At 42.8% G+C, this 26,795-nt stretch carries 20 protein-coding genes and 3 tRNA genes; 2 read left to right on the top strand and 21 right to left on the bottom strand.

Going from position 1 to position 26,795, the window contains the following annotated elements:
* Positions 1 to 339 precede the first annotated feature (339 nt).
* The 20 genes from ACT3S4_RS06530 to ACT3S4_RS06435 form a co-directional block, all read right to left on the bottom strand.
* Positions 340 to 798, bottom strand: coding sequence for a type IV pilin protein (locus ACT3S4_RS06530; protein WP_444760749.1), 459 nt, complete (start codon positions 796 to 798; stop codon positions 340 to 342).
* Entirely contained in the window at positions 798 to 1,346 is a 549-nt protein-coding gene (locus tag ACT3S4_RS06525) for a prepilin-type N-terminal cleavage/methylation domain-containing protein (RefSeq protein WP_444760748.1), read from the bottom strand. The genes ACT3S4_RS06530 and ACT3S4_RS06525 overlap by 1 nt, the downstream gene beginning before the upstream one ends.
* Positions 1,347 to 1,358: 12 nt before the next feature.
* On the bottom strand, positions 1,359 to 5,471 hold the full coding sequence (locus ACT3S4_RS06520; RefSeq protein ID WP_444760747.1) for a pilus assembly protein PilY: 4,113 nt from the start codon (positions 5,469 to 5,471) through the stop codon (positions 1,359 to 1,361).
* Between the two features lie 42 nt (positions 5,472 to 5,513).
* The gene (locus ACT3S4_RS06515; protein WP_444760746.1) at positions 5,514 to 6,374 is read right to left on the bottom strand and encodes a PilX N-terminal domain-containing pilus assembly protein; all 861 of its coding nucleotides are present in this window, start codon (positions 6,372 to 6,374) and stop codon (positions 5,514 to 5,516) included.
* Between the two features lie 22 nt (positions 6,375 to 6,396).
* Complete coding sequence (locus tag ACT3S4_RS06510) at positions 6,397 to 7,368, bottom strand: PilW family protein (protein ID WP_444760745.1); 972 nt, start codon at positions 7,366 to 7,368, stop codon at positions 6,397 to 6,399.
* 26 nt (positions 7,369 to 7,394) lie between these two features.
* Positions 7,395 to 7,961, bottom strand: a complete 567-nt coding sequence (gene pilV / locus ACT3S4_RS06505; RefSeq protein WP_443545189.1) for a type IV pilus modification protein PilV — start codon at positions 7,959 to 7,961, stop codon at positions 7,395 to 7,397.
* A complete protein-coding gene (locus tag ACT3S4_RS06500) occupies positions 7,961 to 8,467 on the bottom strand; it encodes a pilus assembly FimT family protein (protein WP_444760744.1) in 507 nt (168 codons plus the stop codon). The genes pilV and ACT3S4_RS06500 overlap by 1 nt, the downstream gene beginning before the upstream one ends.
* Before the next feature lie 367 nt (positions 8,468 to 8,834).
* Positions 8,835 to 9,686: a ComF family protein gene (locus ACT3S4_RS06495; RefSeq protein WP_444760743.1), complete on the bottom strand. Its 852-nt coding sequence runs from the start codon at positions 9,684 to 9,686 to the stop codon at positions 8,835 to 8,837.
* A 27-nt stretch (positions 9,687 to 9,713) separates the two neighbouring features.
* Positions 9,714 to 11,141 (bottom strand): phospholipase A, encoded by a 1,428-nt coding sequence (locus ACT3S4_RS06490; RefSeq protein WP_444760742.1) that lies wholly within the window; start codon positions 11,139 to 11,141, stop codon positions 9,714 to 9,716.
* Positions 11,142 to 11,515: 374 nt separating this feature from the next.
* Positions 11,516 to 13,651 (bottom strand): cytochrome c biogenesis protein CcdA, encoded by a 2,136-nt coding sequence (locus ACT3S4_RS06485; RefSeq protein ID WP_444760741.1) that lies wholly within the window; start codon positions 13,649 to 13,651, stop codon positions 11,516 to 11,518.
* A 67-nt stretch (positions 13,652 to 13,718) separates the two neighbouring features.
* Positions 13,719 to 14,282, bottom strand: a complete 564-nt coding sequence (locus ACT3S4_RS06480; protein ID WP_444760740.1) for a protein-disulfide reductase DsbD domain-containing protein — start codon at positions 14,280 to 14,282, stop codon at positions 13,719 to 13,721.
* Positions 14,283 to 14,651: 369 nt separating this feature from the next.
* On the bottom strand, positions 14,652 to 15,164 hold the full coding sequence (gene gspG / locus ACT3S4_RS06475; RefSeq protein WP_444760739.1) for a type II secretion system major pseudopilin GspG: 513 nt from the start codon (positions 15,162 to 15,164) through the stop codon (positions 14,652 to 14,654).
* Positions 15,165 to 15,615: 451 nt separating this feature from the next.
* The gene (gene gspF, locus ACT3S4_RS06470) at positions 15,616 to 16,818 is read right to left on the bottom strand and encodes a type II secretion system inner membrane protein GspF (protein ID WP_444760738.1); all 1,203 of its coding nucleotides are present in this window, start codon (positions 16,816 to 16,818) and stop codon (positions 15,616 to 15,618) included.
* A gap of 81 nt (positions 16,819 to 16,899) precedes the next feature.
* Entirely contained in the window at positions 16,900 to 17,952 is a 1,053-nt protein-coding gene (locus ACT3S4_RS06465; protein WP_444760737.1) for a hypothetical protein, read from the bottom strand.
* Positions 17,953 to 18,243: 291 nt separating this feature from the next.
* Positions 18,244 to 19,179 carry an AraC family transcriptional regulator gene (locus tag ACT3S4_RS06460; protein WP_045452534.1) on the bottom strand — a complete coding sequence of 312 codons (936 nt, stop codon included), beginning with the start codon at positions 19,177 to 19,179 and terminating at the stop codon, positions 18,244 to 18,246.
* A gap of 517 nt (positions 19,180 to 19,696) precedes the next feature.
* Positions 19,697 to 19,772: transfer RNA gene (locus ACT3S4_RS06455), tRNA-His, on the bottom strand.
* A gap of 39 nt (positions 19,773 to 19,811) precedes the next feature.
* Positions 19,812 to 19,888, bottom strand: a tRNA-Arg gene (locus tag ACT3S4_RS06450).
* Positions 19,889 to 19,984: 96 nt separating this feature from the next.
* Positions 19,985 to 20,061 (bottom strand) — tRNA-Pro (locus tag ACT3S4_RS06445).
* Positions 20,062 to 20,304: 243 nt separating this feature from the next.
* Complete coding sequence (locus ACT3S4_RS06440) at positions 20,305 to 21,900, bottom strand: McrC family protein (RefSeq protein WP_444760736.1); 1,596 nt, start codon at positions 21,898 to 21,900, stop codon at positions 20,305 to 20,307.
* A gap of 12 nt (positions 21,901 to 21,912) precedes the next feature.
* On the bottom strand, positions 21,913 to 23,373 hold the full coding sequence (locus tag ACT3S4_RS06435; RefSeq protein ID WP_109591239.1) for an McrB family protein: 1,461 nt from the start codon (positions 23,371 to 23,373) through the stop codon (positions 21,913 to 21,915).
* Between the two features lie 346 nt (positions 23,374 to 23,719).
* On the opposite strand from ACT3S4_RS06435, the gene ACT3S4_RS06430 reads away from it, so the two are divergent.
* Positions 23,720 to 24,421 (top strand): DUF4442 domain-containing protein, encoded by a 702-nt coding sequence (locus tag ACT3S4_RS06430; protein ID WP_109591217.1) that lies wholly within the window; start codon positions 23,720 to 23,722, stop codon positions 24,419 to 24,421.
* 118 nt (positions 24,422 to 24,539) lie between these two features.
* Positions 24,540 to 25,028, top strand: coding sequence for a RidA family protein (locus ACT3S4_RS06425; RefSeq protein WP_109591215.1), 489 nt, complete (start codon positions 24,540 to 24,542; stop codon positions 25,026 to 25,028).
* Positions 25,029 to 25,188: 160 nt separating this feature from the next.
* Here ACT3S4_RS06425 and gspE read toward each other — a convergent pair whose 3' ends face one another.
* The gene (gspE, locus tag ACT3S4_RS06420) at positions 25,189 to 26,742 is read right to left on the bottom strand and encodes a type II secretion system ATPase GspE (RefSeq protein WP_109591213.1); all 1,554 of its coding nucleotides are present in this window, start codon (positions 26,740 to 26,742) and stop codon (positions 25,189 to 25,191) included.
* Positions 26,743 to 26,795: the final 53 nt, after the last annotated feature.

Genomic DNA, 26,795 nt, shown 5'->3' with positions numbered 1-26,795 from the left:
ATAAAAGGCTGTTGTTGATACTGTTGCATTTTATCTTTAGGGATATGATAAATTTCTTTCTTACTATAACTGTTGCAGGTAACATGCCAAAACATCGCTATTATTGTTTTTATAGCTAAAATAAGGCTATAACTCCTAATTTCGGCATTATTTAGACATTTATTTTCTTGTCATCCTTATATACCGTTACCAATGTTACTGCCAACCTACTGAAAATTGTCAGTTGATAGTTTTTTAAAAGTATATGGTAAGCACCACTGACATTTTTTGTCACTGTTGTTTTTAATACCTTACTATTTGACACTTTTATACATAATAGTGACTATCGTCTAGTAGCAACTATCGCCATTCGTCACCCGTACCACATTTTTTATCTGTGCCATTGCCTCGACATTTAATCCCTTGGTAATTCAGACTAAGATTGCCATCACTTACCATTTGCATCCCTGTCTTTGGCGTGGCATTAATTATCCATTTAGAGACGAGTGGATCTGTTATTGTTACATCATATAGCGCAGTTCCCTGTCTCGGATATGCGGTGGCAAAGTCTGTTTTGACACTTGTACTAATCGCACTATAACTACCCTGCGCCAGTTTACGGCTTTCGATTTCTGAAGCGATGTTTTGCATCTCGCTCATCATGTCGGTGCGTTTGGTTTTAATAACGTAGTTTTGATAACTAGGATAAGAAATCGCTGCCAAAATACCTATGATAGCAACTACTATCATCATCTCAATCAGCGTAAAGCCCTGATCATTTTTTGATATTTTTTTAGATAATTCATTAGAATATGACATTACCAGTCCTCATTTCCAGTGCCGCAATTGGTAGAAGCAATGGTGACTGCCCTATCCTTACTTTTACATTTCACACCCGTACTATTTATCATCACAATATGAGCATTTGAATTTTTAAATGAAGTATTTGGCTCTGCTAACATGCGCCATGAGCTGCCTGCGGTAGAATAACCAGTGCCTGTAGGAGCTAAGGTGTTACCTGTACTGCCATCTACTAACGTAATCATATAACGGTAATTCGTGCTATCGCTACCTTTAGGGACATAGATAGTTTTATTGTCAGTTGCATCATATGCATAGCTGATATCGCCATTACTTGCTATTTTTTTGGGTTTAAAGCCTTTATAAGTTAAAGCGCTAGCGCGCCAGCGGTTAAGCTCTATATCAAGCTCTTGCATTCGTGCCTGTGCTTGTGATTCAGCATTACGCACGACGAACTGCCGATAAGACGGAATCGCAATCGCCGCTAAGATAGCCATGATTATGATGACTATCATCAGCTCTATAAGCGTAAAGCCTACTTGTCGTTTCAACGTCTTCATATTCATGCGACCATCCTATCAGTCTACTTCGTACCACGTTTTCGGCTGTAGCGTAAAGCGCTCATTAAATATCATATCAGGCGCTGTACCATTACCAATGCTGCTGTCAGTTGCTACTAAATTGCTTTGGTTCAGCCCTTTAGGGTTCGTAAGAGCATTGAAAAGTCCCTTGCCATTATCAGACCCAAAGTTTACGCGATCATTAGCACGTTCCGTCAATGTACGTGTCCCAATAAGGAGACGTTGGTTGGAGAGGCTGGAGCTACGTGGTCCGAGCGTCAGCTCTTGAATACCTTTACCTGCACGTACATATCCGCCAGTACCGTTCTTGGATGCCCCATCAGTACAGATGCCATAAGGCAAGCAGTAGAGCTGACGCTCTGAACCGCCCGTCACTTTAGCAGAGCAAGAATCTACCGTGCCATAGCTCATATCGGGATTATAAACAGTCGTATATATAAAGCTATCAATCACTTCAGACTTGCCAACACCTTTGGTATACCTGACATTACCATAGCCATCAAAGCGGGTCAGCGGATAGTACCAGCCTTTTTTTGTACCTGCTTTGAGCGTATTAATAACGACATCTTTTTGTTCTGTACTATATCCTGCGTTTGTCAGGGTTCCGATGGCCGTAGGCAACGCTGCTAAACTGCTATCTGTTAAATCTTTAATTGTTTCACCGCCTCCCGTAGAGGAAAAGTTACTGGCATAAAAAACGTTATCTGACTTGGTAACATCACTGTCTATAATACCGTATAGACGATCCGCCTTGGTGTTATCACGGATTTTCGATAAAGGTGAGCTGCGATCGCCTGAGATAGCATTCACTAATGCAAACAAGCTGTTACTACTATCATTATGATAGAAACTGACCGTAGGACGCTCATAAAAGCGATAGTTATATTTTGTGTTACTACCCGTATAAACACTTTGGAGTATACGCGTGACTCTGGTATTGCTAAAAGAAGTCTCAGGTGATGGTGTGCCTGATGCGACTGGCTTTTTAAAGCCCGCATTGGTAAAGTCGGCACGGAATATCTGACCCCCTAAATCTGCAAAGTAGATATGATCCATAAAACCATCGTTATTGCGGTCTAACACTGTCACACCAGCGACAATACTATTGGTCATATCAGAAACCGTTTTCGAGGCTCCTGTCGAGTTCGACACGTTAGAAGCTGACCATATCAACTCACCTGTATCGGCTTTGATAATATAGACCGCATTGCCTTTGGTTGATGATAGGTTTGAGCAGGTACCTAACAACGTGGTATCCGTCACCCCCACCTGAAAGGTTTCCTTCTCATAGCACATATCATAACCGCCACCGAAGACCAATACATCAGTACCAGTATCGCTAGTACTGGTTTTTATTTTGGCTTTGGTAGGTTTTTCCCAAATTTGTCCCATACGACTAAACCCTGTAGTGGCTGGCGTAATAGCAAACATCATACTCGGATTGTTATTATCATTAAGATTTAGCCCATAAAGTGCCTCACCGCCCATACGTAAGCCGCCGTAAGCGAATACGCCCTTACCATTTGAGGTATTAACATTTACCTTATTACTTTCCAAATTGTATTGATAATCTGCAGTCACCAACCAAGGGGCATCGATACCGAAATTTGGAGATCCTAGCTCGGCTTTGGTTGCGCCTTTAACAAGCGCATCAGAGTTACTGGCGTTTTTTAGCATCTCTCTTGGGATAATGACGAATTTTTCTTTACCGCCATTACCAACGCCATAGTTACCTGCATCTACTAGATGTAAACCACCTTCTGATGAGCCAAAGAGTACATAGTCATCGCGCGCATCAGTAACTCTACCGGTGTCACTATCGAGAGTAGCAGAATAGGAAACGGCTGCCGGCGTAGAATGAATCGTTGCTCCTAAGATTTTGATCGATTTGGTTGCATTGGATGTGCTAAGGGTCATGTCTTTAACAGCCGTAGCTGGAAGTACATCGAACCCTAAGAAATTTAATAATTTTCTTAAGGTCGCTTCATTGTAGGTAGCAGTATCTTTAAATGTGCTGTTAGTTAGAGCTGTACCATCTACTATCACCTTGCCCGCACTACTTACACCAAACTTTCTTAATATTGGCTTTTTAGTAGATGCATCTTGCCAGTCTTCGACAAAAAGCGTCCTGACGGATGCTATTCCTGCATTTGGGGTATTTAATTGCGCATAAAAACCACCGTTTTCTACCTTATCATTGGCACCAGCGTAGTTTTTATCCGACCAAAGATCTTGCGTCGCAGGATCTAAGTCGCCGGCGATACTCTTAAACAGCTTAGAGCCACCTTTACCATACAAGGTACCTTCGTTTAAGGCGTATTTTTTTAGGTTACCTTCCCAAATAACGGCGTTCTCCGCTACTTTAGGTTGTAATGTAGGATAATAAGCAACGGCAAGTTGACTATCGGCACGATAGGGATCATCAGGTATGATGATCGTACCTGATGGCACTGATGGCAGGGTTTGGTTTAAATCACTGACAAAGGTGATAATACTATTGACAATATCTTCTGTAGATTGTGCTGAATAGAAACCGCCTTCGCCAAAGCCGCCTACGCCTGATAAAGATGGATGGGATTTTTCGCCCCAGTTGCAGGCGTTTCTTGCATCAATATTGTTAATTTTTTCACAGTTATAAAAATCGCGATCTGCGGTCACACCCGTTTTTGGATTAGTATAAGGTAACCTGCGAATGATTCGCTGTTCTGGTTGTTTCTGTGCATCTGCCACTCGATCAACATCAAAAACAGAGCCAAAGCCAACCACCGCTGTATATATTTCTCTATCTGTACCTAATGGGTTGATGGTTGGATCACGCAAGGCTTTCGCAAACGCTCCAACTTCGGGCATGCCATGACCACTTTGAGTGCCATTTGGTAGCGTGGCTGCTGGGACACGGAAATCAGGAAAACCTAAAGCTGATCTCATTAAGGGTAAAGGAGCGGGTGAGCTATTTGGCTCACCATCGGTTAAGAAGTAAATACCACGTCCATCACAACTAGAAACGGATGTCAGGGGACTGATATAATTCGCACCAGAATCAGACTTCGAGCTTGTAATAGACTTTTCAAAACCACTGAAGCCCCAGTCTTCTGCACTTTGGGTTTTATCTTTAGATAGACAAGTACCATTATAATATTTACAAGAACTGCTCGTATAACCGGACGTTGAAATTCGATAGGAATTACCCAGTCCAGTACATCTTTCAGCAGTCCATGAGATACATTGTGAATAATAATCCCCATAGTAGTCTCTACCAGCATATCTATACTCTTCTCTTGGATAGGTAATAGATGATGTAGATGTATTTCTGCCTAGCATGTAAGCACCGACTTCTGCATAGGCATTGGCAGTCGGTGTTCCATTCTCTCCCTTTAATGCTGCTACTGCTGTTTTGATGGCGTTACGCTGGGTCTGATCAACCAGTTTTGCTGGTACGACTATTTTGCCGCTAGTGCCATCAGCACCTATATATGTATTATTGTTTTTATTGCTTTGCGTTGAGTACTGACCAATACCAATCGCTACCTTTTTGGGATCTAATTGAGTGTTATTCATAAGAGCAAAAAGCGCGTCTTTAAGGCGGGTTAGACGGTCGTAAGAAGGTACATCATCTTTATAATAGTATGTATTCCCGCTATTATTTCCAGCAATAAAACCACTGGTTGTTGGAGCGGCTATTTCAGTTGCACATTCAGCAATTCCGAAATTAAAACTACCAGAACCATCGCTTAATCCGCAGCTATACCATTTACTGCCTGTTTTACGATAAAAAAACTTTCTAGTTTCACAATATACTTTGGGATATGGCATGGTTGAAGAGCTTTGTTGTTTAATACCATTAGAAGATACTCCATTAGGTAGGTCACACGCATCAGCTCCAACATTAGATACGAGTGCGGACATACTACCCGAAGTATCAAGCATCATGGTAATTGTAGTCTTACCACCTTCGGCGGCTTTATAAATCTCTAAATCACCAATTTTTTTGCCTGCGACATCTGCTTGCGAAATAGGCATTGCTATCATGGATGCCACGACTACGACCAAATACTTTAGTGGTACTGCAATCATGTTAGTTGTTGTCGGTACGTTATCAAGTCGTTTCATGACATCTATCCTTATAATATGTTAGAGCAATGAATAAGCAGATTAAGGCGTTGTAGCTAGTACACACAGCGGATTTAGGGTTCCTCTGCCGAACGGATAACATTTGGTAGAAGAAGAAACGTTTTCGACATCCGCTTGCTCGTATAGCATTTTGCTGGGTGTACTAGCAGCCAGCAAACATTCATTTAGCGATTTTTTGCCATTTGCGACGTTTGCACGAATACTGGTTTGTTCAAAACACTTGTCTGTGTCTACCTTGGGCTCACTATAAGCTGGTAGTGAAGAGGTTGCTCGAATATCGAACTGATACTTTTTACTGGTTCTATCTTCAATTTCCTTACCGATGACGACGTGTTCAAATGGCCCCGCATTGGCACTAGGAGGCGTAAGTGCAATACTCATCTGGGTCATGACGGCTTGCCTCTCGCTCGTATAGTCGGTCGCTTTTGTATAATCGCATATACCGTTATTCAGGCTATCTACATACCCACCAGTAGGCGCTCTAACGGTTGCACTATTGGTTAAATATCTTTGGGTGCGTGGATTGAAACAATAGATAAACTCATTCGCTTTATTATCTTCAAACAATACAAAATGACCAAGAGCGCCTGTTGCGCTTGTGACATCTTTATATCCTTCAGATGCTGGACTACCATTTACCATCGTCTCTAGTTTTTGATTGGCACTGTCTGCTGATTGCAACAACACCGTATTGATCTGATCGCTAGTCGCTACCTTGAGATCTGTCGTACTTTGTCTCACTGCGATAGCGCCTGCCAACATAATAAGCACTAAAAACAATAAGACTACTATTAGCGTCGCCCCTTGCTCGGTACTCCGATATGCCAAGCCAATATTGATACGCTTTTGTGTCGAACTTGATAAATCCTGATGTCGAATCACTTTCAGTCTCCTTACCAATAGGCTATAGGCTAGTATTTATATTGACGACACGAGCGTTACGTAACAATGTAGTGGTCTCAAACGTGCTACGGACTTTCTTTTTACTACTGCTATCTGTTTTCAATTTATTATCTGTAGGCGACTGACCTAACAAGGCAAATTCGGACTGTTCAGCACTCCCTATAATAGGCGTACTACCGTGAACAATTAAGCCAATCTTGACAGAAGTAATGGCTGGCTTACCAGTCGTTATCGCTAAGTAGGCACTGCTCGGGAGATAGATAAGCTGTCCTGCATTAGTCCCAGTGGTGTACTGTGCCCCTAGTAACACCTTAAATTGATCAACATTGACGATAAACTCTTGCCCTGCTTGACCAAAATTTTTGGAATCAGATGAAGGTGTAAAAGTAGCTATACCACCAGTTTTATTTACGCGTCCGGCATCACATGCCAATGCTAAATCTTTGATAGCACCAGTACTGATATCTCCGGTTGCCTGACGTACAAAATAACGCTCAACAACGATATCATTGACAGCAGCGACTGCACCCTCACAATCTATCATTGGAGCGCCTGTTATATTGGTATATTGAATTGTCAGCTGATCGCTATTGGTATTGGTATTTGATATACCGGACCAACCATTCGCGCCAACGCCACTATCTCCTGCACGTCTTGTTAGATATCCCGTATTAGGATAAGGAGTCGGTAACACTGGAATGCCAAGATTAAGACCTGTCAGGACAATGCCGCCATTAGGTGTAGTACCATCAATTGCAGTGGTTGGATTACCAAGATTGGCTAGGCGAATACTTTTTTCTAATTGTTGTAATCCAAACACGCTGGCATCCTGTAACTCACTACCACTGGCCTGAATACTGCTTGTTTTTACATTAATCAGATATACTTGAATAACGGCTGCAGATACGATTAAACCAAGCACTAAAGAAATCATGAGCTCTATTAACGTAAAGCCTGCTTGATGATCATTCATATACTTTCTTTGATAATTATATGACATCAGTAAGCCTCCATAATAAAGCACTCGGCTCCATTTTTATAACTACCATTTGCCTTGGCACAAGCTTTAGGTGCAGTATCACTCAAATCAACGGTAGTATCTCCCCAGCTTGCCACAAAACACTGAAGTTCTTGATTGCCCGACGTGCCAGGACAGCCGTTTGGTGCCATACCAATATTAATATCATTAGCGCTTGCATATGATTTTAGTAATAATCCATCACGTGTCGCCAGCTGATTAATAGTACAACTGGCTGCTGCTGTAGGTGCAGTATTAGCACTCGTAACACAACTACTTTTAGTTATAACTTTACTATCAACAGTAACACTATCTGAAGATCCGTTTATCGCTGTTTTGAAAGCAGCAATACCGCTAGGGTTAGTACGCATTGTCTCTGCTCCGCCTCGCATAATCGCTAAAGAACGAGTGCGCATTAAACTTTCGTCTGTTGCTTTTATCGCTGACATTTGCATGGCGCTAAATCCTAGTACAGCTACAGCTAGCAATAGTAACGCTACCATCACTTCTATTAATCCCACGCCTGCTTGTGTGTTTTCAATCCTCATTAACAACTCCCAGCATTTAGAGTATTAACATTAGCAATATTAGTAAGACTTACTTGTTTAGGCGTCTCACTATTAGAACCGCTATCACAGATGGTATATACTACTGTGGCGTTATTAGCCATTTTCTTATTTGGTTGAAAAACAATATTGCTTACCGTAGATGGGGTAATCGTTTGGGTAACAACACTTTTATCACTGATACTATAGCTAGATATATCGTTGCCGCCAGCTTGTAATCTGATTGTTTTAGGTGTGGTAGTATTCGTATATATAACAGTTACATTCTGACGACGGAGTATACTCTCTACCTTAGCTTCTTTTAGTGCATTAACGAGCGTCGCAGTCGTTGACTTCACTCTTTGATTAGCTAGCTGATTACTGATGCTGGGCGCGGCAATACCGACAATAATGGCAAGCACAGCAATCGTTACCATCAGTTCAATCAGGGTAAATCCTGAGTTGGTTGTTCGTGGCGTAAGTGGTAGATTATTTGTAGATGCGTTCACATCAAATCCCTATTTATAACGGCAATTTTATAATAACTATTGTTTGTCTAATACCAATACTGGACCAAAAACATCAACAATGAATTCATATTGTCATATCATTTTTGCCCGTCTTTTTATTGTTATTTAATCAAAATGATGCAATTTTTGTTCCATAATATTTAACAAAAGTTTTGCATAGAAATAACAATAGCCATAACAGTTATGCAAGCTATTTAGAAAATATCATTTTATAAGCAATGCTATTGAGTGATAATCACAATATTTTAGGAATTAATAACAAATAAACATATATTATTTTAATAATATAGCGTTAAGGCAACATATTAGCAACATATTAGTGATTATCAATAGAGAGGAACAAATTTTAAGACTGATTTCCATGCGCTAAAGCATAGGCAGAAAGGTGGTATTTATGATTGGCTTTAATATCTGACATGGTGACTGTCTCAGACGGGATAAGCAGTGTACGTCCCAATGCTTGTAAACTAGCACCCGTGGTCGCAACATCATCAAACAATAATAAGCGTTTCACAGGAGGTTTTTCGATTAAAACAAAAGCATTGTCTAGATTACTCAGGCGCTCAGCACGTGTAAGCCCTTGCTGACTGACAGTGTCGTCAATACGCTTTACACCATGCCATAAAGGTATCTGCCAATGCTTAGATAATTGCGCGGATAAAATACTGACAGGATCGAAGCCACGTTTGACCAGTCGTTGCTCGGTTGTTGGCATGGCGACAATCACGCTATTATCATGATGACAACCATGAGGACGTGGTAGCTGACTTATAGCATGTAACAATAACGGCAATTTGGTCATGTCTTCATGATGCTTAAAAGCTCTGATCGCTTGACGCAGCGGATACTCATAATAAGTCGCCGTTTGGATAGATAAAACCGTACCAGCAGCAATATCAACATTGAAGGGTTTCGGCAACCACGCGATACTGTCATGACAATGTGAGCAAAGTAGTCCGCTGTTAAAACGGTGGTTAAATTGCTGGCGCAAATTAGCAAAAAACGAAGGATTGTTTGGCAAGGGGTTTAGAGAGTGCTGTATAGAATCAGCCGCTGGCAAGCTACTAATATTTGATAAGAGGTAATTTTGAGATAGCTGAGATTGTGGCGTGCTGCGATAAATACGGCACAACTGACAGCGTATATCGAGATACTCTGCCAGCCATAGTCCGGTTTGATAAGGCGCTAAAAGTCGCATGGACGATTGTCAAAATGTGCGCTGATATTAGAAACCTTTCCAATCATTCAGTACGATACCAAAGCCAATAGAGGTATTTTCGTGGTTATAATCGATGATGGATTCGCCATAGCCTTGGAAAACCTGAACAAAGCCATTAACGTTTTCTGATAATGGATAAATATAATCGACTTGCGCCGCCCCTTTATTGGTGCTTGGATTGTAGCGCAATGTACCGCTCAGGCTCTGTTGATCAGGCAAATCATATAAGAATTTGATATCACCGTAACCCATGTAGTCTTCGATATCTGGATTGTCTTCACTGCTGCTGCTTTCACTATTCACTCGAGCCCACAGGCGCGGTACGATTGATAGCTTACCCCACTCCGCTCCTGCCATGAGATAAGCACGGTTCCATGAGCGTGATAACGGATCGTCTTGTCCATTAGAATGATGAATGGCACCAGCACCAAGCATACGAAGACGACCACCAAAAGGTAAATCTGCGGTCACTGGCTGAGTCAAAAATATTTCAGGCTGATAGTCGGTGGCACGGAATGGTCGCGAGTTGTCTTCGTTATAAACTTGCCAATGTGACTCTTGGGTATAACCAAACCACAAATCAGCACTGGTATCGAATAAGTCTTCGGCAACTTTGGTCTTCAAAGACAACTGAAATTTTAGTTCAGTATTGCGTATGTCATTAGAAGTAAAAGACTCAGTTTCCTGTGACGGCGTGCTTGGATCTAGGTTAGGGTCAAAGGTATAAAATACTGGCAATACATAGGTCGGTCGGTATGGTCTTACCGTCCAAGTCCCACGCTCACTATTTTTATCGAGATCATAGGATAAACTAAGCGGTGTATATTTTTCGATATCTGTTTGAGTGACCCCAACATTTTCTAACACTTGTGCTTCTCTTTGCGTTAGTCCAACGGTGTCTAAACCTTCATTAGTAGCAGGCGCGCGCGCAACTGAGTCAGTAGCGGCATTATTAGCACCAGCAATGGTAGACTTTTCTTCTACAAAGACAACTTGCGGATTACCTGAAAGCGTACTTTGAAAGGTTTTTGCCAAATCTACTGGCTGCTTAGTTGTGGTGTAGCTCGGCGTTTTACCTTCTTCAGCTACTTTGTCAAAGCAAGCCAAACGTGCGGCACTGGTCTGTACTTGGGTACATTCAAAAAACAATTTTGCTTGCTGAGCGATAAATTCTTTATTGACTACTTGGCGATCTTGCGCAGCTGTATTGGCATCCTGTGACACCTGATAATCTTCAAACTCAAACGCTGCCTCCGGTACTGGTAACTCATTATCGCTCTGAGTTTTATCGGCAGCTTGGACTTGCACGGTCAAGCAGGTTAGCGCTAGACCAACAGCAATATTCAAATAATGCTTTCTTGTCTGAAATAAAGTGTTTTTGCGCGCGGTAATAAGGGGCTTAGGGCGGCGCTGTGCGGTGATATGGGAAAACATAAGTGTCCTTTATCTAACTGACATTATCGCCAGCAGAGTATATAAGATAATGAGTATGACCATTAGCGTCATCGCTAAAATAAACCCAATGACATTCAGACATAGAAGTGAGCAATTACAACGAGTAATGTGCCTTCAGCATTGTTGCTTTATTGTAATGAAAATGTGTGTACTATACTAGCCTTATCGCTGCCCTATACCAATGTAAATATCAATAATCAACGCTAAACCAAATGCTTAGCGTCAGGATGTCAGGTAACCATTGGTAAAAATAAAAGAGCCAACGTACTGTATGAATAGTACATTGGCTCTTTTGTATTGTTAAGCCTTTAGAAAAGACTTATTCGTTTTATTAAGTATCAGTTATTAAGATATCAGTTATTAAGCATCGTCAATGTTTGCTCAAATTCTGGACGATCAATCTCACCTACTTGTTGATTGGTCAACTGACCGTCTTGATAATACAGCAATGCTGGCGGGCCAAACAATTTATAGCGCGCTAAGATAGCTTTAGAATCATCAGTAGTTTCTGTTATATCCAGTCTCACCAACTGCCAATCCTGCATCTGCGCTGGACGATTATGAAATAAGTTTTTATCCATAATACGGCACTCAATACACCATTCAGCAGTGACATCGACAAGCACTTTAGGGTTGGCGGCGATAATGGCATCTAACTCAGTCAGCGTCGTGACGGTTTTATCTGTTGTATTACCCATGGCTGGCTGACCAGTCGTCTGCATCATCGGAGCAGCACTCAAAGATGCCAACGGATGCAAACTATCATCGTTACCCAACGCCACGCCGATGACTAAACAGGTTGCCCAAATACCAGCGATTAACCCTAATGCTTGGGTCAGCATACGACCTTTACCCAACCAGCTCCACGCCCACATCGCTACAACCATAAACCATAACGCCCATACCATTAGCATCACGGGTGAGATAAAGACGCGCTCAATTAATAATAAAGCAACGGCAAAGAGTAATAAGGCAAAACCTTGCTTGACCCAGTTCATCCACGCGCCCGCTTTCGGCATAATTTTACCTTGGGTGGCACCAATTAAGATAAGCGGTGCGGATAAACCAAAACCCAGCATAAATAAAGCCGCAAAACCCAGTAATGGACTACCAATCGTCGATACGGCAAGCAGTGCCCCAAACAATGGCGCAGAAACACAAGGCGATACGACGAGCGCAGATAAGAAACCCGCGATTAAACTACCGCCCGTACTACCCAGCTTACTATCCCCCGCTTGACTCAAGCCTTGCATTTTATTACTAATAAGTCTCGGTAAGCGGATACTAAACACACCCAGCATATATAGTGCAAGTAGGACAAAAACAATCGCAAAACCAATCAGGATAATGGGGTTTTGTAGCCAGCCGATAATGCCTAATGATTCACCAAACACGGCGATAACTGCGCCCAAAATACCATAAGCTGTTGCCACGCCAATAGCATAGCTGGTGGTGAGAATAACACCGCGTTTCACCGTTGGGTTTTCCTCACGGGCAACGATATTGGCAACGATTGGCAACATTGGTAGTACGCATGGTGTCAGTGCCAAACCCAGCCCTGCTAAAAACAATAATACCAATGCCAACCAAGGATGAGAAGCCAAACCAAAAGGATCGCTATCAGTGGCATTATCTCCAGCAACAGTATTGTTTATTGTCGCAGAAACCTCACTTGTCGTAGTGCCATCGACGCCTTGTTCATCTGCGCCAGAAATCGTATTGGTAGCGCCAAGCTCTCCCTCTAAAGCCTCATCATCCAACAAGGCGTAATCAATCACCCCATCATCAGTCAGCGCTTGCTCTGCTGCAAGACTATCGGCAACCGTCGCACTTGGCTCGGTGGTGCTGTCATTATCTGTCAGACTGTTGTTATTAGCAGCCTCTTGAGTAGAAGTACTGGCGTTACTTCCTGCAATTTGTGGCGTTGCAGCAGCGATATCAATTGTCGTTTTAATTTTTTCAGGTGGATAGCATAGTCCTGCTTTGGCACAGCCTTGCCAGCCAATCACCACGGCGGCATCGTTGACGCTTTTACCATTACTGCTGCTCAAGGTCGTCGTCGCCACCATATTCGCTTGGTCAAACACCAGTACTTTTCCGAATGTCGGATCATCGATTGAAACTGGCTTTTGACTAAAGGTAAAAGGCGCAGCGGTCACGCCAGCTGGCAACGTCAGTTTGATTTGGTCTTTATAAACATAATGCTCAGGCGTAATGTCAAAGTTAATGGCTAAGCGCGTGCCATTATTGGTAGCTTTACTGCTATCACTGACTTGGAAAGCTTTGTCCACTGGTAAAAACTTCGTCTGTGCCGCATTTTTATCACTGCTAAATAAATCACCCAGCCCTGCCGCATGCGTCATCATGGGCATCGCAGCCAGTCCTATAAACAACGAGCTACTAGAGACCGCAAATGCTAGTAGATAAGATTTTTTGGACGAGCGATGTACCGTTAGCGATGGTTTTTTTTCTATTGTCTTGATGGACATGAAGAGCTACCTATTTATTACCTAATATGCTATTTATTACCAGTATTTGAGTCGATCGGCTTGTGGTCTATTTGCGTGTCACGGCGATATCAACCGTGGTTTTGATTTTCTCTGGCGGATAGCACAGTCCAGCTTTTGCACAGCCTTGCCAGCCAATGATAATCGGTGCATTTTTTGCGCCTTTACCATTGTTAGTAGTCAGAGTCGTGGTTGCTACCATGTTTTTTTGGGTAAAAACGGGAACCTTACCAAAGGTTGGGTCGTCAATGGAGACCGGCGACTGACTAAAAGTAAAAGGGGTTGCACTCACGCCCTTAGGAAAACTGAGAGTAAGCTGATCTTTATAGACATAATGACCTGGCGTAATATCAAAATTAATAGATAAGCGCGTGCCCTTAGACGCAGCCTTAGTGCTGCTGATAACTTGAAACGCTTTATCGACAGGCAAAAACTTCGATTTTTCGGCACCATTATTAGCAAATAACTCGCCCAAACCTGCAGCTTGAGCGCTCATAGATGCCATCGACAACCCTATCATCAATGAAGTACTCATAATTGCAAGTGCGTGAGGCAACTTAGAGACTCGTTTATTTGTAATGACGGCTTGTGAGTTGAGTTTGTTGGTAAACATGAGTAATAACCTCTACTGGCTGATTTTAATAACAAATGAGCGGGGCGATATGACTAGTATAGTCAATCCTATATAAATCAGATACGGTGTCAGGCTCGCTTAGTCTACTATTTTTAGTACTTTCGCTTGCCTTCCTTGTATCTAAACTATATTGAACCGACTATATCAAACGTATAGCTTTTTGGAAAAATGGATGGTTTGACATTACCTATGGAATACCACGCCATTTATTTACTGATATAAAAATATCAACCAATAATGTCTTATTGGTTGATATTTAAGAGCATTAGAGCGACCGTCACCAATAAATATACTATGGAGTAAAGGATCGTTAGCTACCCATATTTTAATTGCTCATCAAGCTAATACTTATAATTGGGCATAAAGATCAGCATCTTGACCTTCGCCGCCTTGCTGACCATCTGCACCCAACGAGAATAAATCATAAGGACGACCTTCACTGCCTGGGGCGACATATTGCATCTCGTTTTCCCAGCCATCTGTTGGATAGCCGCCTTTGATATAACCACCATCTGGGTAGTTTTTGGCCTCTGCTGGCGGTGTGGTTAATGCTTCTAAACCTTGTGCGGTAGTCGGATAGCGCGAATTATCAACCTTATACATATCAAGGGCGTTGGATACTGTAGCAAGCGCTGTTTCAGTGGTCTTGACGCGAGCTTTATCACTTTGTCCCACCACTTTCGGGACAACTAAGCCTGCAAGAATTGCCAAGATCACAATCACAACCATAATCTCGATGAGGGTAAATCCAGATTGGTTATTACGCATAGGCAGTGGTTGTCTGGCTGACGTAGGAGCTGGCTTATTGGTGCTTATATTATTTACTTTAGACTCATCGTCATTCATAGCATTTGTGGGCATAGTACTTACTTGAATTCTGTCAATTATAGTCATCGCTTTTGTCATCGCTTTTGGCATCAGGGTAATGTAAATAGTAAGAGTGGCGTTCAATTGGCTTTAATGAGCACTGTATTAATGAATTTGATATTAATAAAAAGGGTATTAATAAATACTGAACCGATTATCACTATAAACCATGATTTTATTTTTATCTAGCACCGCTGGCATATTGTCATCAACCTTAATTTTCGTTAGCAGAAATATTAGGGCGTAGTGATTAACCTTGCTAAGGACAAGTTTTGACTAACGCTTACTATAGCTTGATGGCTAATTTTACTATAGTAAAAAAGCGACTCAGTCAACAATCTACAACAGTAAGTAAATCTTAAGAAAGCTAGCATAAGATTTAGTAAGATGGCTACAATATCAATCTAAACGGGAGGCAAACAATCTCAGAATATTTAAGCTCTCGCTATCCTGCCAGATCATTCATATTGACAATCGGCAGCATCACTGCCATCACGATAATCATGACTACCACGCCCATCAGCACTAGCATCAACGGCTCAAGTAGCGATAATAAGGTACTGATAAAGTTGGTGGCTTCTGCTTCCTGCATATTGGCGGCGCGGCTGAGCATATTCTCAAGCTCACCTGAGTTTTCGCCACTTTTAATCATTTGCACCATCATCGGCGGAAAGTAACTGGACTTTTCTAATTGACTCGATAAGCTTGAGCCTTCCGTCACCCTATCAGCCGCAGTGATGATGGTTTTTTGAATGTGTAAATTGGTCGTCACCGCCGCACCAATATGCAATGCCTCAATCAACGGCACCCCTGAGCGTACCAATATCGCCAATGTACTGGCAAAACGTGCTGCATTCAGCCCTTTTGATAACCGCGCCAATATTGGTAGTCTTAGCACGATGCTGTCTATCGCTAATTTACCCGCTTGCGTCTGCGCAAAACGATAAAACAAAAATGCCGTTCCTGACAATACTATCAGCATCAGCCACCACCACTGCGTAATGAGGTTAGATAGGCTAAGAACAATTTGGGTAATCAGCGGCAATGCCTGTTCAGACTGCTCAAACACTTTGACAATTTTGGGCACCACAAAACTCATCAAACCCATAATAACGCCAATTGCCATCACCATCAGCACAATCGGATAAACCATTGCGCCTTGGATTTTCTTTTGCAATGCAAAGCGGTTTTCGGTGTAATCTGCCAACTGGTTCAAGATTAAATCCAAGTGACCTGACTTTTCCCCTGCCGCAATGGTCGCGATATATAGTGGTGGAAAACTGGCGGCTTGCTGCAATGCTCGCGCCAAGCTCAAACCTTCTAATACATGAGAGCGCACGGCAAGCATGAGAGATTTAATGTGATTTTTTGGTGACTGTTTGGCGACGGCGGCAAGCGTTTCCTCTAACGGAATACCCGCTGCCAATAATACCGATAATTGACGGGTCAGCAATGCTAACTCGTAAGCAGACGGTTTTTTATAGCGGTTTTTATTCTGGTTTTGTCTATCATGGACGGCACTGACTTCAACGGGCGTCCATTGTTTATCACGCAGCTGCTGGCGAACTTGCCGCGCAGAATCGCCTTCGAGCAAGCCTTTTTGCACACTGCCATGGTCATCTAACGCTTTATAATGATAAGCGGGCATAGCAGCGAATATCCTAAAGTGATCAATAATAAAAGGTAATAAACAAGGACTTATAAAGGCGGTCTATCGAGATTAAATGGCTTAAAAAAGCGGCGTAGAATCGCTACTGTCTGGCATCAAACCTTGCAATAACAAAACATCTAAGTGCTGCTGCTGCAGTTTTTTATCGAAGTCGTTGACCTCAGCAATGAGCATTCTCTCGATACGCTTGTCACTGGCAAAGACACTCAATCGTGCACAGATAACTGCCAATTGATAAATACGTTTTTTACAGTAGCCATCCAACCCTTGTAGCAGTCTAACCATGTATGGTGTCTCAAGACTGGCGTAATCGTAATCAGCTATAACCTGCGAACCAAGTGCCGTAACACCATAGCTAATAGACAGATGGGCACAAAAATAACAGCTGAATAAGTAGCCAACGACATGTCCAATATAATAGCCGCGGTCATAGGTAAAACTACTCACGCCAAAATGCCCAAGTACATAGCTATTTAGACTGCCTTGATCACGAATAGGCTTACTGTTCTTTAATTTGCCAACGGTGGCAAAGCATAGCGGATTTCGCCCATCCTGAGTGGTCAGTTGCCAACCTGCTGGCTGCTGAGCTGGCATATGACGGACAATATCAGCGATGATGTCATCGACCACATGCAGCTGCTGCCAAAGACGCTCTAATCCATCGGTATCCATCAAGCCGCGTTTATCAAGCTGCTGTGCCAGCAAGTATTGCTGATGTTCTGCGAATTGTGATTTGAGCGTTTGTACCAAATAAGTAGGTCGCGTGGCAGCGGATGCCATATATAATAATCGCGTACGCTCATGCTGGGTACGATACAGTGCCACACGCTGCTCGGCAATATTCATCTCGCTAGCAGTAGGCTGTTGCACCGTGCTATGGGTATTAGACAACTCATCAGCTGCGCCTTTAACGACCTCTTTAACACCTACCTCTTCAATATCTGTCAGCGTAAACAGTGCCAATAACATGGCTTTGTCAGGTGTCGCACCCGCCTTGTCTTTTTGACCATGCTTGACGTTGCTTAGATTCATATCGCTTTGTTTTTTAGCGGACACAGCTGAGCCTTGTTGGCTATTGGCTCCTGCGCGTGGCTTTGCGGTCGGTTCAGTCATAACATACCATCAGCAGCAAAAATAAATATCATTTAGAACAAACGATCTGACCACCATACAGTGACATATCTTACGCTAAAAACAAGCGTTTGCGCCTAGATGACTCATTATTCCATAGTACCTGAACACAAGCACATTGTCAGCTGTCCATCGTCAAAATACTCCGTGTCGACACCTGTCAACCATAGACGAAATATCTTCATAAAAGTCTCATACTTCGCTATGAGAAAACAAAAAAGCGTTAAGGGGCTAATGGCAACCTTAACGCTTTTATGGTGTATTAACGATACGCTATGCGATGTTTTCTTGTTGATATTGTTGGCGATAGGCTTTTGGTGATACCCCATAAACGCGCTTAAATGCTTGACTAAAGGTCGAGTCTGACGCATAGCCAACCAACTCACTGATACGGCCAATACTGTTTTGCTGCAAGCGTAGATAACGGGCAGCTAAGCGCAAGCGATAATCAATGAGATAGGTCAACGGCGGCATACCAACTGTATCTTTAAAGCGCTGCGCAAAGCTTGAGCGTGACATTCCTGCGACTTCAGCCAGCTTATGAATGGTCCAGTTTTGATTGGGCGCTTGATGCATCGCTGCTAACGCCTTGGTCAAAAACGGATCTTTCATGGCTTTTAGCCAATTTTCTGTGGCCTCAGGCAAACTTTCAATATAAACCCGCAAACATTCAATCATCATAATACTTGCCCAATGATTGATGATCGCGGTCTTGCCCATGCGCTCACGCTCGGCTTCTAAGGTCAGCAGCTTAATCTCGACATCAATGACCTCAAACCTACCGTCAGACTCATCGTTGATTTCAGGCAAAATCGCAGGCAGCACAGACAACAAAGGACGTATCATTTCTTTATCATATTTGCATTCAATCAATATCAAAGACGAGTTGGGATCACCATTACCATCGATATCAAGGGTGTTTTCCTTACAATGAGTCAACAACTCATCCAACGGTAGCGCATCGTCACCATTATGATCTAAGGCATAGCTCACATGCTTATGAGCACTGGGAATCATAATCATATCGCCTGCGTGCGCCTGTCGCAAACCATTGCCGACGTCGATACAAAAGCTTCCAGACATCACTAAATAAAACAAAATCGTATCTTGTCTAGTGATGGAATAAGACCAATTACCAGTCCCATTCAAACGATAATACTTGGTTTCAAACAAATGCACGTTTTGTAGCAATACGCTCAATGCGTCCATCAATCACTTCCTCAATAATATAAGATCCATAGCAGCGCATCTCAGACAAGCACTCACATCCCTACTACGGTCTTAGGCTTACTTAATCTATTCAATATATTTTTTAACTGACTTTTGACTTTCTTAACACTCGTATCATCTGCAATGGATCACTTCTTAATGGATGACCTAATATATCAACGGGCTTTAAGACCTTATCATGATGCATCACTAAAAGCGTTGCCTTTGTTATTCTATACAAAGGCTGTTAAAGAATAACAAAGCAGGTTTAGAGCACGTACAGGTATAGCGAGCGTCTAAAATGAGAACCTATAATAAAAATAAATGAGACAAAAGGCCAGTAAACAAATAGACAATCAAAGGGCTGATAAGTCTACAAATTTTAATCGCAGGGGGTAAGATAAGTTAAAACCAATCATACAGGCACAAAAAAAAGCCAAACATGGCAAGTATTATTATTTAGAATAAGGTTTTTATAATGAGGTAGAACAAGAAGAGGATAATGCAGAATAAAATATGGGGCGACTGATGGGACTCGAACCCACGACAACCGAGATCACAACCCGGGGCTCTACCAACTGAGCTACAACCGCCATAACTATTGCCTGATGAGGCAAGATTTGCAGGCTAAATGGTGCGCCTGGCAGGATTCGAACCTGCGGCCACCTCCTTAGAAGGGAGATGCTCTATCCAGCTGAGCTACAGGCGCTCTTAGAGGACTTTTATATACTAAAGCAAGTTTTAAATATATCAAAAACTAAACCATTATACATAAAAAAAAGCCTGTAAGGCTCTTAAAAATAGATGGTCGGAGTGATAGGATTCGAACCTACGACCCTCTGGTCCCAAACCAGATGCGCTACCAAACTGCGCCACACTCCGAAATTTCTATTATCACGATAGTTTGTTGATTAACTCGTTGTTGGCAATGCCACTAACTTGTTAACGTTCCTTGCTATCGAGGTGCACATATTAAGGGGAAAAGCCGATGGTGTCAACACCTATTTTCAATTAATTTAAAAAAACTGCTAAATTACTTAAAAAACGCTCATTTATCATAAAAACCACTATGACAAATCCTTTTCTCCACGATGCTAAGTGCTACTTACTCATCGACAGCGCTCATTATACTCTATTCCAATTAGGAAGCAAGCCGCCGTTTATCGTACCAGTAAGAACATTGAATGGTACGAGCCACAATGGCGCAGGACTCACTTTTTCATCAGTAGCATTATGGCTCTTATCATGGTGGTTAGCGCCATCAGTTTTTTTATAATCATGCACTTGTTGGCTGAGCGCAACTGGTAACCGCTCATTATCTTGTACTGGATAAACCAGCCACACCTGCCCTGCTTGATAGGCCTGAGCGTAACTCATCAGTTGATAAGCATCGCTGGCACTAATGCTGGCTGTCTGCGACAAATGTTTCCATTTAATATCGATGACATGGCTATAGCGACCTTTTTCTCTAGCTTTAATAACCGCAGTGCCACTCTGATTTTGACAATTATCATCAGCATCAGTTTTATATATGAGCAAATCAGGCCGTATAGACAGACATGCGCGCCCTTCTGCATCGGTTAGCCAGATACTTTGCGTTTGATATAACGGCTGATATTGTTGACTCACTTGCTGAAACATCGAGGCAATGCGCATACTTGCCCATTGTTCAAAGGCTTGATTCATATCAATCAGCAAGCATAAACGCGGAGACGACAGATTTTGCTTGAATGGTTTATTTGGCGCAATACCATTACCTGTTGCCACATTGGACTGCCTTAGTAACCAATAAGCCATATCTAACAACTGCTGAGCAGCTTGTAATTGCGGTGCTCGAAGCGGTTGCACGGCTAACTGACGCTTTGCTTGCTCGTATATCGACTCTAACTGTGTCAGCTCTTGATAACTCAACGCCGCTACTCGCTGCCAAGCCTGCAAAAATTTAGGCGCATCTGCTTTCGATAGCGTTGATTGAAAACATAAAGGCGTCATCAAAACCAATGTGCTCTTAATCAGGCGATTACCTAGCATGTCTTGGCTCAGTATACTGCTCTCACAGACAAACTTATGCGGCTGCATGCTGTTGTGGCGCAATTGTTCTTTGATGAGAAGTCGACCTTGTAGCGATGCTTGATTATCAACCTGCGTCTGATAGTATTTGCTTGGTCGATAATGAGCCAGCCGCTGCAAAAACTGCGTGATAAGCCAATCTGACAATGGCAGTACGTCTATCGATAGCGGCGACAATTGACTGCTAAATTGACCTAGATTTTTTGTATTGGGTAGCTTATTTTTGGCATAACTGCTATTGGTCAAATCCGATAGCATGTCCTGCAACCATTGGCGAGTTTGCCCGATATCGGGGTGATGACTAACATGGCGATGACTGGTATTCTGTGAAAGGTATGATTGCTGCGCGACTTGATCGCTAGAAGTTTTTCCCGCAAGTTTAGGTAAAATCTCAAGCGTCATGCCGCTAGGCAGTAAAATAACCCCTATATAATGTCCGACTTTTAACTGCCATTGTCCCTGTCTGCGCTTAATGCTAAATACCGCAAACTCTTGCGCCATCAACCAATGGAAATCAGATACCTGTAAGAAGTCATGCGCTGTCAAACGCTGGTGTTCAAACACAGTGATGGTATTTACATCAAACGCATTAACGTTAGCACTGTCAATATTATTGGCTATGACTTTATGACTAAAACTATTATCTATCAACGCTGAGCACCTTTATGGATATAAACGTTGATAGACAGTAGGTTTGGCAAAATCGCCTACCCTTGCGATGAGGTCGGCATTTATCTTATAGCCAGATGTGCTCATAGACTGACCGAAAAATGCATTTTGACCAGTAAACAGCGGATTTTGACTACTAGCATTTACTTGGTCATTCACACTGTCATTAATGGATGCGTGACTATCATGAATAAACTGCGCGCGCAGTGGCTGCTGCTCGTCTCTAAAGATATATTGCAAAGTACCCTCTTGCCCACCCGTCGCTTGCATTAACTGCGGAATGATTTGTTCAACCAACACCGCTTGCAATTGTCCAAGATCCGTCACTGACCACAAAAAAGCATGACCCAATTGCGCTTCCATTCCCAATGTTTGCGTGATGCGATTATTCAAACCAGCTAATAACTTTGCCAAATCTACCGTCGCTGCGGGACTGTCAGTTTCTGAGTTTTGGGGTATATGAATAATGGGTAATAACGCTGGTTGCGGTGGACATTCGATAAAACGAAAGCGCCGACGTAATGCCATATCAAGTGGTGCTAACGAGTGATCTTGGGTGTTCATCGTGGCATAAATATCGATGTTGGCAGGGATGCTAAAAGTCCGTCCAGAATAGGCCAAATGAACGGTCATCGCGTTTGCCATGCCAGCCCGTTTGTCTGGCTCAATTAGACTGAGTAGCTCGCCAAATACTCGTGACACGTTGGCGCGATTGATCTCATCAATTAAGATGGCATAATGCTGCTCTGGATCATTTGCTGCCCGTTGACACAGTTTTAAGAATGCACCATCTTGAATGGCGTAATTCATTTGAGATGAGCTACTCGTTGCATGATTAGACGCTACCATGACAGGACGAATGCCTTCGACAAACTCTTCATAGCCATACGCTTGATGGAAGCTAACCATGGTAAAGCGCTGCTGGCTAAAACCTTGATTTGGATTAGCTTGGCTTTGGTTGACACTGTTATCACGCTGCGCTTGCTGAAATTCGGCAAGTTGCTGCGATAGCTCTGTTAATAACTCAAAGCTTTCTGGCAGCAAATACCACGCACCGCCCTCATCTTTATCAAAATAGGCTTGGCTGGCACGGTTTTTATAAGTCACAGTTTTTGAATTGGTAGGGCTATGCATTTGAAGGACAGACCAAGCCGTATTGCTTAAGTTTTTTTCGCGGGCATTCTGCGCCGCTTTCGCGACAAAGAACGCATGATTGACGATTTCAGGCACTTTTACCAAGTCTTGGTGTTTAGATTGAAAATCCAAAAGTACCAAGCATACGATTTCACGCCAGCTAAGCTCTTGCAATAGCTGCCCCAACAAATCTGCCTCATCGGCTCTCGGCAGATAGTCGGTATATCGCTTAGCAATTTGTAACAGTCGATAGGTTTTCCCCGTACCAGTAACGCCTGTATAAATGATATTGGTCGGCACATGAATTGACGTGTCAGGCATAGCTTCATCCAGCATAGAAAAAGGAAATAAGAAAAATAATCAATAAGATACACTAAAATGTCATCATTATAGCGTGGCTGTCTTTATGGCATCCAGCAGCACTGTTTATGAAAGCATCTGAGTGATACGATAGTGCTTTGAGCGATAGCATTCCTAGCATCTAGAGTATCATGACGTTAGCCCTATTTTATAAGCGCAGCAGTTCATGCTAATAATAGTAGGCAGACGGCGGTTAATGTACCATAGTGAGCATGGCAGCTTGCACAATAGGCATCCTATCAGCTGCTATGATGAAATATATAACACTCAAAGCGTCATTTAATCTATTTACATTAAGGAATTTTGTATGTCAGGATTATTAAAAAAACTCCCTAGCAAGCTAACCAATAAATTGCCAGCCAAAACCTCTGACAGCACAAGATCGCCCGTCGAAAAACCCAACAGCTCGCTCAAGCCAATCAGCAATCAATTTACCAAACTGTTATCTATCACCAAGTACTTACCTGCCAGCGCACGTTCGAGCATTTTATCCAAAGCCTTTGGTAAAGTGGTGCCATATGTGGGCACAACGGGCGTCTATTATGAAACGGTCGAACCCAACCAAGTGGTCGTGAGCTTAAACAACACCAAAGCGGTGCAAAATCATATTGGCTCTATTCATGCGGTCGCCATTACCTTACTTGCCGAAACAGCGACTGGTTTTATTTTGGGTTTAAACCTACCCTCTGACCGCGTACTATTGATTAAATCGTACTCGGTTAATTTTTATCGCCCGATTAAAAAAGGCCAAATTGCAGCAGTGGCGTCTTTATCAGATGAACAGCGCTTAGATATCCTAAATACGCCAAAAGGTGAAATGGTGATTCCGTGCGTCATTCATGACCGTGAATCTGACAGTGATCGTGACCCTATCGTGGTTGAGATGACATGGGCTTGGATTCCTAAGTCTGAATTAGAAGCCCGCCGTCAAGGCAAAAGTAGCGAAAAGCCGCTAGAAGCTGACACTGAATCTAAAACAGAAGTCGAAGCTGAACAAAACGACCAATAACTGGTTAAGCATAAGTAAGACATAATGTGTCATCTAGTGTGATGAGACATTATGTTTGTTAAACTTGTATAGTGAATTTAGAAAAATTGTGAAAAAAACTTATAATAAGGAGACAGCGATGTCCAAGATTACCCATAAATTGACCGCCCATTTAACTCAGGCGTTGCTCGTGGGCGCGTGCTCACTAAGCCTTGCTATGACAGCGAATGCGGCGCCAATGGCAAATACCGCCAGCATCACTAAATCTAGTCCTGTGTTTCTTGGTGATGGCGGCAATTATCCTTTTTCAGAGGCAGTACGTGTGGGCGATACGCTATACATGTCTGGACAAATTGGTTTTAAAGATGGCAAATTGGTCAAAGGTGGTGTCAAAGCCGAAGCCAAGCAAGCATTGGATAATATTAATGAAACCCTGTTAAAGTACGGCTATCAAAAATCAGACATCGTCAAATGTATGGCGATGCTGACAGACATGGATGACTTTGACGATTTTAATAAAGTTTATAAAGCGGAATTGGCCCAACCTTATCCGGTACGTTCAGCCTTTGGCATCGCTGAATTGGCGGCAGGTGCCAGCGTTGAAGTTGAATGCATCGCTGCAAAATAATAGCGATGTCACACGTTAAATTATTAAAAGCACTGAAGTATTCAAAGCAGTAAAGAATGACCATCAAATAACTGGCTACCATAGCCAGTTATTTTTTTACCTGCTATTCAGACCCTTTGGCTGAAGTAGATTAAACCATCACCAATGCACTCTAGACATTTTACACAAGTATCGTGTCATCAGCTAAGGCACTCTCTTTCGTCACTCGTAGCACTTCCTCTAACGTCGTACGACCTGCAATGACTTTATGCAACCCATCCGCACGAATCGACGGTGTCTGCTGACGTGCGTACTCCTCTAGCTCATACTCGGCGGTATTACTATGAATCATACGGCGCAAGGTATCATCAACGGGCACCACTTCGTATATCGCCGTCCGTCCTTTAAATCCTGATTGATTGCATTTATCACAGCCAACTGGTTTGGGTAAATTGATAGGTTTACTTGTCAAAACTTTAGCGCCATTCTCTGAGACTGGCACAATACCAATTTCAGTAAATAACTTAGCCTGTTCGCTATCAGCCACTTGCCAGCCATGACAATGTGTACATAATGTACGCACCAAGCGCTGGGCGACGACACCAATCAGTGATGACGATAATAAAAATGGCTCAACACCCATATCTTGCAGACGCGTGACGGCACCAATGGCGGTGTTGGTGTGTAAAGTTGATAAAACCAAATGTCCAGTAAGCGACGCTTGTACGGCAATCTCTGCCGTTTCTAAATCGCGAATCTCACCAACCATCACCACGTCTGGATCTTGGCGTAACATTGCACGTAAACTTTTGGCAAAAGTCATATCGACTTTATTATTAACCTGCGTTTGCCCAATGCCATCGAGCTGAAACTCAATCGGATCTTCAGCGGTCAAGATATTACGGGTTTGGTCATTGAGATCGGTCAATGCTGAATATAACGTCGTGGTTTTCCCTGAACCTGTCGGCCCTGTCACCAAAATAATGCCGTGTGGGCGATGAATCAAGCGCTTGAGCTCGCTATAATCGTTATCAGACAGCCCTAAATACGTCATATTCAGGCGACCTGCTTGCTTATCTAATAGACGCATGACCACGCGTTCACCAAAACTCGATGGCAATGTCGATACCCGCACATCAACCTCACGCCCTGCCAGCCGTAAGCTGATACGTCCATCTTGTGGCACGCGTTTTTCGGCAATATCGAGCTTGGCCATGACCTTAATACGCGATACCAATAATGGCGCTAATTGGCGTTTTGGCGTAATAATTTCTTTTAATTCACCGTCAACGCGAAAGCGAACGACCAAGCGTTTTTCAAAGGTTTCAATATGGATATCTGAGGCGTTTAAACGTATCGCTTCGGACAACAACGCATTGATGAGACGAATGATAGGTGCATCATCTTGTTGATCCATCAAATCTTCAGTTTCAGGGACACTGTCTGCCAAACTATCGAGATCAGGATGGTCTTCGAGCCCAGCGGCAATATGTTGCGACTCACCAGTATTGCCTGCATAAGCGGCGTTCATGCGCTTTTCAAAGTCATCGGCGCTGATGCTTTCATAAGTGGGCACACCGCGTACACCTTGCTGCTGTAAAAATCGCACTGCCTCATTAATCGCTGATAATGGCGTGGCTTTGGTCAGCACCAAAGTCGCTGGCAGCTCAGGATCAATGGCAAGTATGGCCAAAATTTGATGGCGTTTCGCAAAACTGTACGGCAGTTGCATCATAAAAGCGACCTGATAGATAAAGATAAACTCAGAAAGAAACTCGTGTCAAAGCG

The organism is Psychrobacter sp. AOP30-A2-5 (genome assembly GCF_052378115.1).
Classification (GTDB): domain Bacteria; phylum Pseudomonadota; class Gammaproteobacteria; order Pseudomonadales; family Moraxellaceae; genus Psychrobacter.
The sequence above is the reverse complement of the archived record's forward strand: the minus strand, read 5'-3'. Positions and strand labels throughout refer to the sequence as shown.

Bases quoted from the DNA above. Each gene is read 5' to 3' on its own strand.
- ACT3S4_RS06510 (WP_444760745.1), bottom strand. From the start codon at position 7,368: ATGAATGATCATCAAGCAGGCTTTACGTTAATAGAGCTCATGATTTCT.
- ACT3S4_RS06430 (WP_109591217.1), top strand. From the start codon at position 23,720: ATGTCAGGATTATTAAAAAAACTCCCTAGCAAGCTAACCAATAAATTG.
- ACT3S4_RS06525 (WP_444760748.1), bottom strand. From the start codon at position 1,346: ATGAATATGAAGACGTTGAAACGACAAGTAGGCTTTACGCTTATAGAG.
- ACT3S4_RS06480 (WP_444760740.1), bottom strand. From the start codon at position 14,282: ATGTTTACCAACAAACTCAACTCACAAGCCGTCATTACAAATAAACGA.
- ACT3S4_RS06435 (WP_109591239.1), bottom strand. From the start codon at position 23,373: ATGCCTGACACGTCAATTCATGTGCCGACCAATATCATTTATACAGGC.
- gspF (WP_444760738.1), bottom strand. From the start codon at position 16,818: ATGCCCGCTTATCATTATAAAGCGTTAGATGACCATGGCAGTGTGCAA.
- gspE (WP_109591213.1), bottom strand. From the start codon at position 26,742: ATGATGCAACTGCCGTACAGTTTTGCGAAACGCCATCAAATTTTGGCC.
- ACT3S4_RS06465 (WP_444760737.1), bottom strand. From the start codon at position 17,952: ATGACTGAACCGACCGCAAAGCCACGCGCAGGAGCCAATAGCCAACAA.
- ACT3S4_RS06495 (WP_444760743.1), bottom strand. From the start codon at position 9,686: ATGCGACTTTTAGCGCCTTATCAAACCGGACTATGGCTGGCAGAGTAT.
- ACT3S4_RS06490 (WP_444760742.1), bottom strand. From the start codon at position 11,141: ATGTTTTCCCATATCACCGCACAGCGCCGCCCTAAGCCCCTTATTACC.
- ACT3S4_RS06485 (WP_444760741.1), bottom strand. From the start codon at position 13,651: ATGTCCATCAAGACAATAGAAAAAAAACCATCGCTAACGGTACATCGC.
- ACT3S4_RS06460 (WP_045452534.1), bottom strand. From the start codon at position 19,179: ATGGACGCATTGAGCGTATTGCTACAAAACGTGCATTTGTTTGAAACC.
- pilV (WP_443545189.1), bottom strand. From the start codon at position 7,961: ATGAGGATTGAAAACACACAAGCAGGCGTGGGATTAATAGAAGTGATG.
- ACT3S4_RS06530 (WP_444760749.1), bottom strand. From the start codon at position 798: ATGTCATATTCTAATGAATTATCTAAAAAAATATCAAAAAATGATCAG.
- gspG (WP_444760739.1), bottom strand. From the start codon at position 15,164: ATGCCCACAAATGCTATGAATGACGATGAGTCTAAAGTAAATAATATA.
- ACT3S4_RS06520 (WP_444760747.1), bottom strand. From the start codon at position 5,471: ATGAAACGACTTGATAACGTACCGACAACAACTAACATGATTGCAGTA.
- ACT3S4_RS06425 (WP_109591215.1), top strand. From the start codon at position 24,540: ATGTCCAAGATTACCCATAAATTGACCGCCCATTTAACTCAGGCGTTG.